This window comes from Brevundimonas sp. (assembly GCF_035626535.1).
Taxonomy (GTDB): Bacteria; Pseudomonadota; Alphaproteobacteria; order Caulobacterales; family Caulobacteraceae; genus Brevundimonas.
Genome location: NZ_DASPNO010000057.1, coordinates 1 through 12676, shown reverse-complemented (window position 1 = coordinate 12676; position 12676 = coordinate 1). Strand labels below are relative to the sequence as shown.

Sequence of the window (12676 nt, the reverse complement as noted above, 5' to 3'; positions counted from 1 at the left end):
CCTTCCGCGGGCAACGTCTGATCGTGGAAATCTTCCGCCGTTTCCGGATCGAGGCTGAGGTTGAACTGGTCGCGCCAGCGGAAATCAAAGCGCGCACGCGACAAGGCGTTGTCGCGGATTTGCGCGCCGGGGTGGCCCTTGGCGAGGTCGGCCGCGTGGGCCGCGAGGCGGTAGGCGATGACGCCGTCCTTCACGTCCTTCTTGTTCGGCAGGCCGAGGTGCTCTTTGGGCGTGACGTAGCAGAGCATGGCCGTGCCGAACCAGCCGATCATGGCCGCGCCGATGGCCGAGGTGATGTGGTCGTAGCCGGGCGCGATGTCGGTGGTCAGGGGCCCCAGGGTATAGAAGGGCGCCTCGTGGCAGTGTTTCAGCTGCTCATCCATATTGGCCTTGATCTTGTGCATCGGCACATGGCCGGGCCCCTCGATCATCACCTGACAGCCCTTGCTCCAGGCGATCTTGGTCAGCTCGCCCAGGGTGCGCAGTTCGGCGAACTGGGCCTCGTCGTTGGCGTCGGCGATGGAGCCGGGACGCAGGCCGTCGCCGAGGCTGAACGACACATCATAGGCCCGCATGATGTCGCAAATGTCCTCGAAATGCTCGTACAGGAAGCTCTCGCGGTGATGGCTGAGGCACCATTTGGCCATGATGGAGCCGCCGCGGCTGACGATGCCGGTGACGCGGTTGGCGGTGAGCGGCACGAAGGGCAGGCGGACGCCGGCGTGGATGGTGAAATAGTCGACGCCCTGCTCGGCCTGTTCGATCAGGGTGTCGCGATAGACCTCCCAGGTCAGGTCCTCGGCGACGCCGTTCACCTTCTCCAGCGCCTGGTAGATGGGCACGGTGCCGATGGGGACGCTGGAGTTGCGGATGATCCAGTCGCGGATGTTGTGGATGTTGCGGCCGGTCGACAGGTCCATGACGTTGTCGGCGCCCCAGCGGGTGGCCCAGACCAGCTTGTCGACCTCGTCGTCGACGCTGGAGAGGACGGCGCTGTTGCCGATGTTGGCGTTGATCTTCACCAGGAAGTTGCGGCCGATGATCATCGGCTCGACCTCGGGGTGGTTGATGTTGTGCGGGATGATGGCCCGGCCGCGGGCGATTTCCTGACGCACGAACTCGGGGGTGACGAAGTCGGGGATGGAGGCGCCGAAGTCCTCGCCGTCGCGGACGCAGGGGCTGTTTTGCTCGCGGCGCAGGTTCTCGCGGATGGCGACGTATTCCATCTCGGGGGTGATGATCCCGGCGCGGGCGTATTCGAGTTGGGTCACCGGGCGGCCGGGGACGCCCCTGAAGACGCGGTGGTTGGAGGTGTCGAAGCGGGGGGCGAGGTGTTTGCCGCTGGCGTGGCCGTTGTCCTCGGGGCGCACGACGCGAGGTTCAGCCACCGGCGCGATGTCGCCGCGGTCGAGCTGCCAGCTGGATTTGACCCTGGGCAGGCCCTTGGTGATGTCGATGCTGACCGTGGGGTCGGTGTAGGGGCCGGAGGAGTCGTAGATCGTCACCGGCGGCTCGTTGGCCGAGGGATGGACGGCGACCTCGCGGAAGGGGACGCGGATGTCGGGGAAGAGCTCGCCGGCGACATAGACCTTGCGGGAACCGGCGCGTTCGCCGGTGGGGATGGTCCCGGTCTCCTTCATCACCTGATCGCGGGCGTCTTTAAGCGGGAGGCTATCGCTCGCGACGCGGTCGCTCGCTGCTTGAGCCTCGGACGTTTTCGGCGGGGTGACGGCGATGTTCATGGCGGCCTCGGTGTTGAGGGCGCCGGCGTCGGGCGAGCGGTCCTGTGGCGCGGACCTGTGTTTCCCATCCCTTCGCCGGCATGACCCGGATCAGGTTCGACGGGTCAGGGGATCACCCCTATCTCAGCCGCTCAGGCGCGACCCCCCGGAGAACGGGCGGAACCTGCGCCCGGCGCGTGGACGGGTCAAGCGGTGCATGGCAGGAGGGGACATGGATGTCGTCCGGCCTTACGAAACCCGTGACCGCGAGGCCTGTCTGGCGCTGTTCGACGGCAACTGCCCGCGCTTCTTCGATGCGTCCGAGCGGTCGGACTATGAGGCGTTCCTCGACGGGCTGGACGGGCCCTACCAGGTGATCGAGCGCGACGGGCGGGCGGTGGCCTGCGGCGGCCATGCGGTGGAGCCCGACGGGCGGACCGTCAGCCTGTGCTGGGGCATGGTCGAGGCGGGGCTGCACGGGACGGGGATCGGGACGGCGCTGACGCGGGCGCGGCTGGCGGCGGCGCGGGCCACCGCGGGCGCGGACACCGTGCGGCTTGAGACCAGCCAGCATACGCGTGGCTTCTACGAGCGGTTCGGGTTCGAGGTGGTGACTGTGCGCAAGGATGGTTTCGCGCCGGGGATCGACGCCTGCGAGATGCGGCTTCGGATCAATCAGGGCTCGGTCCAGCCCCGGGCGCGGAGCTGAAGGCCGGCGCGGGGGTCAGCCTCGAAGCCGAGGGTGACGGTCTCGCGGCCCTCGCCGGGGAGGTAGTCGAGCGTGGCGGTGGCGGTCTCGTCGCCGAGGACACCCTCGATCTCTACGGCGGCGGCGGTGGCGGCGCCGGTGTTGCGGACCGCGATCTCGGCCCGCCAGGCGCCGGGTCCGCCGTGGACCGCGTGCAGCTGAGGCTCGATGACGGGCGGACCGCCGGGCGCCATGGCCTCGCGCAGGATGATGACGAGCACGGTCAGGGTCAGCAGCAGGCCCAGGCCGCCCATGATCCACTCGAGGAGCGGGGGTTTCGGATCGGGGGCGGGCTTGCGGGAGGGCATGGGCTACACCAGCAGACGGGCGGCGGCGGCGCCGAGCGCGCCCGGGAAGGACAGGACCACGGCGGCGTCGACGATCTCGGTCAGGCCGTGGCCGTCGGTGCGGCCGAACACCCACAGCACATAGAGGCTGACCAGCAGGACGAGGCCGTAGCCGGCGATGGTGTAGTGCAGGAAGGCCGTCCCCGGATGGCCCTGCTCGTGCTGGCCGGCGAACCCGGCGCTGTAGACGATGGCGTGCATGAGAGCGAGGGAGACGACGATCAGGGCCACGGCGTGCCACGGCGCCATCCGGTAGGCGATCAGGATCATCTCCTCGGTCGGGGCGACGTTGAGGGCGAGGAACAGGCCGCCGGCGACCATCAGGAACAGCTCGCCGGGATAGCGGGCGTCGCTCTCGTCGCCGTCGCCGCGCCCGGCGCTGAGCTGACGCCGCGCCAGCAGGGCGCCCATGGCCCCCGGCACGGCCTGGAGAGCGATCTGGCCGACGGACTGGCGCAGTGGTCCGTCCGGTTCGAGGATGGCCATGACGGTCAGCAGCAGGACGGCGGTCAGGTAACCGACCGCCAGGGCGACGAAGGTGTCGAGCACCGCGTGGGCGAGGCCGTGATGACGGTGGCTGAAGCCGGCGTAGTAGGCGAGACCAATCAGCAGCGGCACGGCGGCGGCGAGGAAGAGCGCGAGCCGGGCCGGATGCAGGGTGAAGCCGAACCACCACATCTCCATGGTCATCAGCAGGGGCAGGCTGAACAGCAGGGCGCCGCCGAAGGCGCGGCCGAGGTCGCGGGCGTAGGCGGTTTCGCGGCGCGGCTGGACGGCGGCGGGGCTCATGGATACGGCAACGCCTGAGGGGGCGGTCCGGCTCCCGCCAGCTATTCCGGGAAGGCGACCAGCAGGGCGTCGAGGGCGGTCTCGATGCGGGCCCAGCCGGCCTCGTCGAGGGCCACGCCGCCGACGCCGGGGCGGGCGCCGCCAGACAGGGCGAGATGCTGGACGGCGGCGAGCAGCACGGCGTTGATGGCCACCGCGTCGCCGGCGGGGGGTGTGCGCAGCCGGGGCCGGCGCTCGCGCATCCACGCCTGCAGCACGGCCGAACGCTCGGCTTCGATGCGGTTGAGCAGGGGCGAGGACTCGACCAGGGCCCACGCCATCAGCCGCAAGGTCAGGGGACTGGCGCGCAGCGCTCCGAGCCAGGCCGACAGGCTCTCCCGGGCGAAGGCGCGCAGCGACTCGGTCCCGGAGGCGGGCACGGCGTCGAGGAATCGGACCAGCGAGGCGTTGGCGCGGCGGGCGATGCGCTCGACCACGCCGTCGACGCCGTCGAAATAGCGGTAGACCAGCTTGCGGTCGCAACCCGCCTCGGCGGCCAGGGTCTGGACGTTGAGACCGGGGAAGCCGTCACGCAGCAGGATGCGCTCGCCGGCCTCGACGATGAGGGCCTCGGTGGCGGGGCGGTCGCGCAAACGGGCGGGGGCAGGCGATTCGGCCATGGAGACAGCATCACGCCGGGAGGGCGGAGCGGCAAGGGGCGGGCTTGCTCACCTCCCGCCCGTCATCCTCGGACCTGTTCCGAGGATCAGGGCTGAGGGCCCGGACTGTGCGACAGGGACGGCCCCGCGACAGCGTCCGCAACTCGTTGATAGAGCACCGGACAGTCTGACCCTCGGAACAAGCCCGAGGATGACGGAAGAGGGGAAGCAGATAAGGTGCGGCCCGGCCTGCGTCGGGGGGGCGTGGCAGAGGCCGGGCCGCGGTTTGGACTAGTCGAGCGCGCATCGCCGCTTGGTCCGATCGATAAACATCACCCGGAGAATTCGGTTCCGGGGGTGGTGAGAACTTTTCTTTTATGGGGCCGGCGCGCTTGGGCGGGACCGGCGATCGGGCTAGTGACGGAGGACGCCGAAGGAACCCCGCCATGCATCTCGCCCGTTTCCCCCGCGTGCGCCTCGCCCACCTGCCGACGCCGCTGGAGCCGTTGCCGCGGCTGAGCGAGGAATTGGGCGTCGATCTGTGGATCAAGCGCGACGACTGCACCGGTCTGGCGGGCGGCGGCAACAAGACCCGCAAGCTGGAATTCCTGCTCGGCGAGGCCTTCGAGCAGGAGGCGGATACGCTGGTGACGCAGGGGGCGGTGCAGTCCAACCACGTGCGACAGACGGCGGCTGCGGCGGCGACGCACGGCCTGGCCTGCGAAGTCATTCTCGAGGAGCGGACCGGGTCGAAGGCCCACGACTATGTCGCCAACGGCAATGTGCTGCTGGACCGGCTGTTCGGGGCCGGGGTGCGGTTCGTGGCGGGCGGTTCGGACATGGCGGCGGAGCTGGAGAGGACGGCGGTCGAGGTGCGGGCGCGGGGCGGCAAGCCGTATGTGATCCCGGGCGGCGGCTCGAACCCCGTCGGGGCGTTGGGCTATGTCGACTGCGCCCGCGAGATCGTGGTCGGGGCCGACGAACTGGACCTGCGCGTGGACCGGATCGTCACCGCGACGGGCAGCGCGGGGACGCACGCCGGGCTGGTGGCCGGGCTGGCGGTGATGGGAGCGGACATCCCGGTGCTGGGCATCGGGGTGCGGGCGCCGAAGGCCCGGCAGGAGGAGATGGTGCTGAAGCTGGCGCGCGAGACGGCGGCCCTGCTGGGGCGGCCGGAGGCGGTGACGGCGGAGATGGTCGTGGCCGACTGCGATTACGTCGGCGAGGGTTACGGGCTGGTGGATCAGGGGGTGATCGACGCGCTGACGCTGGCGGCGCGGACCGACGGGATCGTGCTGGATCCGGTCTATTCCGCCAAGGCGATGAAGGGGCTGATCGCCCTGGCCCGGAAGGGCGAGTTCCGGGGCGAGACGGTGGTGTTCCTGCACACCGGCGGGGCGCAGGGGCTGTTCGGCTATGAGAGTGTGGTGGGGGCGGGGCTGTGACCTGGCTGGTCGCCGCGCTTCTGGGTGTAGCGGCTCGGGCCGGCGATCCCGCGGCGCTGGTCACGCGCTTCCTTGATCTGATGGACCGGGATCCCGTGGCCGCAGCAGCGCTGCTGGACCCGGAGGCGATGATGGGGGTTGGCGACATTGGGGGGCCGCTGACCGTTGAGACCCTGGCTGTCATCCGGTCAGCCGGCTGCGTCCATCAAGGGCGGTCGGCCGTCGATGAGGAATTGACCGCTTCATTGGACGGCGAGGCGGCGGCGGTGGTCACCGACTGGCTTTGTTCTCCGGGCGAAGGGCAGCCGGCGCGTCCGCTAACGATTAGCTTTATCGTAGGCGAGCAACGGATCGCCGGCGCCTACCTCGAATTCGCCGATGTCGAGGTTAGCAGGACGGACAATAACGAGAGCGTGGCGGACGGGCCGGCGCGCGAGGAACGGGACGCTTCCACCCCATTCCCGCAAGTCAGCGACGAGGTCGTGCAGCTGACGCCGGCCACCCGGGCGCGGCTGGAGGCTCTGCGCGCCGAGGCCAAGTTCGCGCCGCATGACTTTCCGCCGCTGGGCTATGTCGGCCCGGATACGCCGGAAGACGCGCCGGTGCTGAACGCGACGGTGAACGACTTCATCGACAGCGTGCTGGCCGAGGCTGACGGGCCGATCAGCGCGCACAGCGTCTCGGCGAAGATGCAGCCATCGCTCGACCGGCTGGACCCGCTGGCGACCGAGGATCGGGAGCGGGCGGCGGGATATCTGATCGAGGTCTGGTACGTCCTCGGCTTCGAGGAACCGACCGGCCATTTCGCCCATGGATCCGGCTATCCTGTTCCGGAGGGATACGGCGAGCCCTTGCCCCCCGGGTGGACGGCCCCGGACCGACCGCGGCTTCCCGCGACGCAGGTCAGGTAACGGCGCTTCACAGCCCCCGCCTCGCGGGTCACCGAGGCCTCCGCGAACGGGTTCGGAGGCTCAATCGGCGCCAGGCGCCAGGTCGCATCGCGATCATGAGAAGATCGGGGGCGGGGCTGTAGAGGCCGGATCAGGCCGCGTCGCGCCGCGCCGGCCTGGCGTCACGCAGCTCGAGCAGGGTCGAGATCAGCCGCTGGGCCTCAATCGGCTTGGCCAGGTGACGGTCGGCGCCCGCCGCTTGCGCCGCCTCCACATGCTCGGGCAGGGCGTTGGCGGTCAGCATGATGACCGGTGTCCGGGCCCGATCCGTGGCGGTCTCGAATTGACGGATGGCCCGGGTCGCGGCGAGTCCGTCCATGACGGGCATCTGCATGTCCATCAGGACCGCGTCGAAGCTTCCGGTCGTGCACGCCTCGACCGCCATGGCCCCGTCCTCGACCAGAACCAGATCCACGTTCATCTGGGTGAGGATCAGTTCGATGACCTTGCGGTTGGTCGGGTGGTCGTCGGCGGCGAGAATGCGAAGGGGACGATCGATCACCGCTTCCGGGGCGTGCGCCGGCGTCGCGAGGGCCGCGCCGGCGTCCGGCAGGTTCAGACTGAAACGGAAGGTCGAGCCCTTGCCGGGTTCGCTGTCGCAATCCAGCGCCCCGCCCATGAGTTCCGTGAGCTGGCGGCAGATGGCCAGTCCCAGCCCCGAGCCGCCGAACCGGCGCGTCACAGAGCTGTCGGCCTGCTCGAAACGATGGAACAGGCGCTCCTTGTGCGCGGCGTCGAAGCCGAGGCCGGTGTCCTCGACCGTGAAAAGGTATCGCGGCGCCCCATCGGGTCCCATGGTCCGGGACGCCGTCAGGCGGACGTGCCCCCGTTCGGTGAACTTCACCGCGTTCGAAACGAGGTTGGTCAGCACCTGCCGGAACCGGACGACGTCGCCGACGACCTGCCCTTCGATGTCGGGCGCGACGTCCAGCAAGCACCGCAACCCCTTGGCCCCGGCGGCGGAAGCATGGAGCCGGAACGTCTCCTGGACGGTCTGACGCAGGTCGAAGGGGGCCTCATGCAGTTCGAGCTGCGCCGTCTCGATGCGGGCCATGTCGAGGATGTCGGACAACAGCTGCTGGAGAGTCTCGCCCGAAGAGGTGACGAGCGCCACCATGTCGCGCTGTTCGGGCGTCAGGTCCGTGCGAGAGAGCGCCCCGGTCACGCCAAGGACGCCGTTGAGCGGCGTCCGGATTTCGTGACTCATATTGGCGAGGAAGGCGCTCTTGGCCCGATTGGCGTCCTCGGCCTTGCGGGTCTGGTCCTTCAGGGCCGCCGCCGACCGGGTCAGTGCGAGGTGCGTCTTCCAGCCGTGGGCGGCGGAGCTGACGGCGAAGCCGACGAGCAGCGCCAGCGCCGCCGAGAGCTGGATCCGGTTCGAGGCGCCGGCGTCGTACAGGAAGGGCAGGGCCAGCACGCAGAGCGCGGGCGGGACGCCGCACACCAGCAGGTGGATCGGCGTCCGGTAGCAGGCCTTGATGATGTAGATCGAGACGCCGGACAGCAGGGCGACCGCCATGACCATGGTCGTGATCGAGGCGTCGAACCAGAGGAGCAGGCCGCACAGGACCCAGCCGCAGCTGGCCAGGAAGGAGGCGAACAGGCGCAACGCGCGCGCCGGGACCGGCGACCGCAGAACGAGGCCGGGGCTGGTCGACATCCACAGCATGATCTCGGCGGCGACGGCGAACAGCCACCAGGCCGAGGCCGCGGCGAGGCCGATGGAGGGGGCGCAGAGCAACAGGACGAGCACCGACAGCCCCACCCGCTCACGCGCCTTGCCGCGAGTGGAAGAGGCGGTCATGTCGAATTCGGCGTTGAAGCCGAGCGCGTTCAGCCGGTCCAAGACAGGTCTTCTCCTGACCTGCCCGTAACAGCGATAGGTGATTTCGACGTTAACCAGCCGCCGGCGGTCCGCGGCGGCCGCGCTGGATCACCCCGCCCCCGCCGCGATCTGCATCATCACCAGGCCGGTGAACCAGCCGGCCGCGGTGCCGATGATGTAGCCGAGGACGGCCAGCAGGACGCCGACCGGCGCCAGCGACGGGTGGAAGGCGGCGGCGGCGACGGGGGCGCTGGCGGCGCCGCCGATGTTGGCCATGGAGCCGACGCCGAGGAAGAAGCTGGGCGAACGGATCAGGAAGGCCATGGCGAACATCAGGGCCACGTGGACCAGCATCCAGACGCCGCCGATCAGGAAGTAGACGGGGCTGTCGAGGATGGCGCCGATGTTCATGTTCAAGCCGACGGTGGCCACCAGCATGTAGACGAAGACCGAGCCGACCTTGGCCGCGCCGGGGCCCTGCAGCTTGCGGGCGCCGGTGAAGGACAGGGCCACGCCGACGACGGTGGCGATGAACACCAGCCAGAAGAAGCTCGAGTCGAACGACAGGCGCTGGGCCCAGGGGAAGGTGGCTCCGAACCAGGCGGACAGCGGGTCGGCGATGGCGTGGGACAGGCCGACCGCGCCGAAGGCCACGGCGAGGATGAAGATCAGATCCTTCAGCGACGGGATTCGGGCGGTCTCCAGCTCATACGCCTCGGCCTTGTCGCGGACGCGGTCGACGGCGGAGGCGTCGGCGCGGAACAGCTTGTCGACCTTCTTCTGGTTGGCGGCGATCCACAGGACCACGGCCATCCAGACGTTGGCCACGACGACGTCGACGGCGATGAAGATCGAGAAGATGTCGGGGCCCGCGCCGTAGATCTCGTAGAGGGCGGTCTGGTTGGCGGAGCCGCCGATCCAGCTGCCGGCGACGGTGGCCATGCCGCGCCAGATGGCTTCCGGTCCGGCGCCCATCAGGTCGGGGGCGATCCAGCTGGTGAGCAGGAGGGCGATCGGGCCGCCGAGCATGACGCCCACGGCGCCGGTGAAGAACATGATCACCGCCTTGGGGCCCAGCCCGGCGATGGCCGGCAGGTCGGCCGAGACGGTGAGGAGGACCAGCGCCGCGGGTAGCAGGAAGCGCGAGGCGATGAAATAGAGCCGCGAGGTCTCGGGATCGACGACGCCGAAGGTGGTCAGCAGCGAGGGCAGGAAATAGCAGAGCAGCAGGGCCGGGATAACGGTGAAGAAGCGCTTCACCCACGGATGCGACAGGCTCGAGGCCCAGAAGACGCCGCCCAGGATGACGGCCAGAAGGCCCAGAACGACGGCGTCGTTGGTGATCAGGGCCGTCGTGGCCTCGGCTTCGGTCTGCATGGCGTCCCCTCGCGGTTTCGGCGCATAAGGGCGGCTGAGCGGCCGGTTGGCAAGCCGCCGGCCGGAAGCGGAGGCGAGATGGGCAGGATTCTGGGCGTGCTGGGCGGCATGGGGCCGGCGGCGACGACGGCCTTCATGGCGCGGGTGCAGGCGCTGACGCCGGCGCGCGGCGACGAGGATCACGTGCGCATGCTGGTCGACCTCAATCCGCAGGTCCCGAACCGGCACTCGCAGCCGGAGGCGGCGGGGCGGACGCTGGGGGAGATGGCGGTCCGGCTGAGGGACATGGGGGCGGAGGTGCTGGCCATGCCGTGCAACACCGCCCACGCCCATGCGGAGGCGATCCGGGCGGCGGGCCTGCCGTTCATCGACATGATCGCGGAGACGGTCGAGGCGGCGCGAGCGACGGGCGCAAAGCGAATCGGGGTGCTGGCGACGCCGGGCGGCGAGGCGCTGTACGTCGAGGCTCTGGCGGGTGCGGGGCTGGAGGCGGTGCGACTGTCGGGGGCGGATCGCGAGGCCTTCATGGCCGCGGTGCTGGGCTTCAAGGCCGGCGACCTCGGCGACGGGCCGCGGGCGGAGATGCGGCGGCTGGCGGCGGCGCTGGTCGCGGCGGGCTCGGAGGCGGTGATCGGCGGCTGCACCGAGGTGCCGCTGCTGCTGGAGGTGGACGAGGTGGCGGCGCCGCTGGTCGACTCGGCGGAGGTGCTGGCGGCGGCGTGCGTAAAGGCGTGTGCGTGACCAAAGCTTAAGTTGAGCCGGACGCCGCCGGGCGGCACGAAGGCGATCGAAAACGGAGAGAGCCGATGCGCCTGCTGACCGCCGCCCTGATCGTCGTCGCCGTCCTGCCCGGCGCCGCCCTGGCCCAGACCGCGCCGACCTATCCCGTGACGCTGCCCAGTCCGGGCGGCGAGGTGATCATCCCGTCGCGGGGCGGGCAGCATGCGCATGACGTGGTCGGCTACGCCCCGGCGCGCCGGGCGGGGGATACGCTCTATGTCTCGGGCGCGATCGTCTTCCGGGCCGAGGGCGAGGGGGCCGATCTGGCGGCGTTCGAGGCGCAGGTGCGGCGGACGCTGACGCAGCTGAACCGCACCCTGACGGCGGCCGGGGCGACGATGAACGACGTGGCCCTCGTCAACAGTTTCCACGTCTGGGAAGGGCCGGACTTCACCGGCACGCGGATGGAGCAGATCGAGGTCATCGCCCGGGTCTGGCGCGAGTTCGCGGACGGGCCGCGGCCGGCGTGGACGGCGGTGGGCACGACCGGTCTGCTGGGCACGGGCGGCATCGTGGAGATCCAGCTGACGGTGCATTCGCCGGCGCCCGGAGGCTGAGGGCCGCTTGCGGAGCGCGTCCCGGCGCGGCAGTGATGCCGGGTGAACAGACAATCTCTCATCATCGATTGCGACCCCGGGGTGGACGACGCCGTGGGGCTGATGCTCGCCTTCGGGGCGGCCGAACTCGAGCTGCTGGCCGTCACCGCCGTGGGCGGCAACGTGCCGGTGGAGAAGACGGCGCGGAATGCGCGGATGCTGCGCCAGATCGCCGGGCGGGAGGACGTGCCGGTGTTCGCCGGGGCGGATCGGCCGCTGCGCCGCGAACCGGCCGGGGCGGGCGAGTTCCACGGCGCCGAGGGGCTGGGCGACCTGACGCCGTTCGAGCCGGATGCTCCGTGTGCGGACGGCAATGCCGCGGACGCCATCGTCGATCTGGTCATGGCGCGGCCGGAGCGGTCCGTGGCGATCGTGGTGATGGGGCCGATGACCAATCTGGCGCTGGCGCTGCGGAAGAAACCCGGGCTGGCGGGGCGGCTGGGGCCCGTGGCGGCGATGGGCGGCGCGCGGGCGGAGGGCGGCAACATCACGGCCTCGGCGGAATTCAACATCTGGGCCGATCCGGAGGCGGCGGCGGAGGTGCTGGCCAGCGGCTGCCAGGTGGTGCTGTTCGGGCTGGACGCGACGCACCAGGTGCGGGCGACGGACGAGCGCATCGCGGCGCTGGAGGTGATCGGGACGGCGAAGGCCCGGACGGCGGCCTCGATGATGCGGTTCTCGCAGCGGATCGAGCGCGAGATCGTCGGCTGGGACGCGCCGCCGGTGCATGATCCGTGTCCGGTGGCCTGGCTTCTCAAGCCGGAGCTGTTCGAGCTGGCGGCCTGCCATATCCGGGTGGAGACGGAGAGCGAGCTGACCCGCGGGCACACGGCGGTGGAGTTCCGCCGCGAGGTGGCCGGGACCCTGCCGCACGGTTGGGCGGTCACGGCCGACGCCGACGGAGTGTTCCGGCTCATTGGGGAGAAATGCGCGTGAGGCAGGCCCCCTCCACCGCTTCGCGGTCCCCCTCCCCCTGCGGTGGAGGAGACAGGTCATGAGGATCACCGTCGTCGGCTCGATCAATCTGGATATGGCGGCCAGCGCGCCGCAGTTGCCGCGGGCGGGGGAGACGGTGACCGGAGCGACGCTGGCGCGGCATCCGGGCGGCAAGGGCGCCAACCAGGCGCTGGCGGCGCAGAGGCTGGGGGCCGAGGTCTGTCTGATCGGCCGGGTCGGCGACGACGCCATGGCCGACGAGGCGACGGCGCTGCTGGAGGCGGGCGGGGTCGACCTGTCGCAGGTGGAGACAGACGCGGAGGCGCCGACGGGGGTGGCGCTGATCGCCGTCGATCCGTCGGGCGAGAACCAGATCGTGGTGGCGGCGGGGGCCAATCACCGGGTGACGCCGGGGCAGCTGCCGGCCCGGATCGAGGGGCCGCTGATCCTGCAGCTGGAGCTGCCGCTGGAGGTGTGCGAGGCGGCGGTCGGGCGGGCCACGGACTTCGTCTGCGTCAACCTGG

The 12676-nt window shown here is 70.5% G+C and carries 13 protein-coding genes and 1 riboswitch; of the genes, 7 read left to right on the top strand and 6 right to left on the bottom strand.

What is annotated here, in order from left to right; all coding sequences use genetic code 11:
- A partial coding sequence (gene thiC, locus VEC04_RS08490; RefSeq protein WP_324775798.1) for a phosphomethylpyrimidine synthase ThiC occupies positions 1–1640 on the bottom strand: 1640 nt, incomplete at its 3' end.
- Positions 1641–1791: 151 nt separating this feature from the next.
- Positions 1792–1900, bottom strand: a riboswitch (TPP riboswitch).
- 53 nt (positions 1901–1953) lie between these two features.
- Between thiC and VEC04_RS08485 the strand changes: the two genes are divergently transcribed.
- The gene (locus tag VEC04_RS08485; RefSeq protein ID WP_324775796.1) at positions 1954–2430 is read left to right on the top strand and encodes a GNAT family N-acetyltransferase; all 477 of its coding nucleotides are present in this window, start codon (positions 1954–1956) and stop codon (positions 2428–2430) included.
- On the opposite strand, the gene VEC04_RS08480 is transcribed toward VEC04_RS08485, so the two are convergent.
- The 3 genes from VEC04_RS08480 to VEC04_RS08470 are packed head-to-tail and all read right to left on the bottom strand — an operon-like array spanning position 2397 to position 4264.
- The gene (locus VEC04_RS08480; protein ID WP_324775795.1) at positions 2397–2777 is read right to left on the bottom strand and encodes a hypothetical protein; all 381 of its coding nucleotides are present in this window, start codon (positions 2775–2777) and stop codon (positions 2397–2399) included. The genes VEC04_RS08485 and VEC04_RS08480 overlap by 34 nt on opposite strands.
- A 3-nt stretch (positions 2778–2780) precedes the next feature.
- On the bottom strand, positions 2781–3605 hold the full coding sequence (locus tag VEC04_RS08475) for a TIGR02587 family membrane protein (RefSeq protein ID WP_324775793.1): 825 nt from the start codon (positions 3603–3605) through the stop codon (positions 2781–2783).
- A 41-nt stretch (positions 3606–3646) separates the two neighbouring features.
- Entirely contained in the window at positions 3647–4264 is a 618-nt protein-coding gene (locus VEC04_RS08470) for a TetR/AcrR family transcriptional regulator (RefSeq protein ID WP_324775791.1), read from the bottom strand.
- A gap of 425 nt (positions 4265–4689) precedes the next feature.
- On the opposite strand from VEC04_RS08470, the gene VEC04_RS08465 reads away from it, so the two are divergent.
- A complete protein-coding gene (locus VEC04_RS08465) occupies positions 4690–5688 on the top strand; it encodes a D-cysteine desulfhydrase (RefSeq protein WP_324775789.1) in 999 nt (332 codons plus the stop codon).
- On the top strand, positions 5685–6599 hold the full coding sequence (locus VEC04_RS08460) for a hypothetical protein (protein WP_324775787.1): 915 nt from the start codon (positions 5685–5687) through the stop codon (positions 6597–6599). The genes VEC04_RS08465 and VEC04_RS08460 overlap by 4 nt, the downstream gene beginning before the upstream one ends.
- A gap of 130 nt (positions 6600–6729) precedes the next feature.
- On the opposite strand, the gene VEC04_RS08455 is transcribed toward VEC04_RS08460, so the two are convergent.
- Both VEC04_RS08455 and VEC04_RS08450 read right to left on the bottom strand, forming a co-directional pair.
- Entirely contained in the window at positions 6730–8484 is a 1755-nt protein-coding gene (locus tag VEC04_RS08455) for an ATP-binding protein (protein ID WP_324775785.1), read from the bottom strand.
- Positions 8485–8571: 87 nt separating this feature from the next.
- On the bottom strand, positions 8572–9840 hold the full coding sequence (locus VEC04_RS08450; RefSeq protein ID WP_324775783.1) for a DUF819 domain-containing protein: 1269 nt from the start codon (positions 9838–9840) through the stop codon (positions 8572–8574).
- A 78-nt stretch (positions 9841–9918) separates the two neighbouring features.
- Between VEC04_RS08450 and VEC04_RS08445 the strand changes: the two genes are divergently transcribed.
- From VEC04_RS08445 to VEC04_RS08430, 4 genes are all read left to right on the top strand, one after another.
- Positions 9919–10581, top strand: coding sequence for an aspartate/glutamate racemase family protein (locus VEC04_RS08445; RefSeq protein ID WP_324775781.1), 663 nt, complete (start codon positions 9919–9921; stop codon positions 10579–10581).
- 65 nt (positions 10582–10646) lie between these two features.
- The gene (locus tag VEC04_RS08440; protein WP_324775779.1) at positions 10647–11177 is read left to right on the top strand and encodes a Rid family hydrolase; all 531 of its coding nucleotides are present in this window, start codon (positions 10647–10649) and stop codon (positions 11175–11177) included.
- A 42-nt stretch (positions 11178–11219) separates the two neighbouring features.
- Complete coding sequence (locus VEC04_RS08435) at positions 11220–12152, top strand: nucleoside hydrolase (protein WP_324775778.1); 933 nt, start codon at positions 11220–11222, stop codon at positions 12150–12152.
- A gap of 58 nt (positions 12153–12210) precedes the next feature.
- Positions 12211–12676 (top strand): PfkB family carbohydrate kinase (locus VEC04_RS08430; protein ID WP_324775776.1); only part of this gene is annotated, 466 nt, incomplete at its 3' end.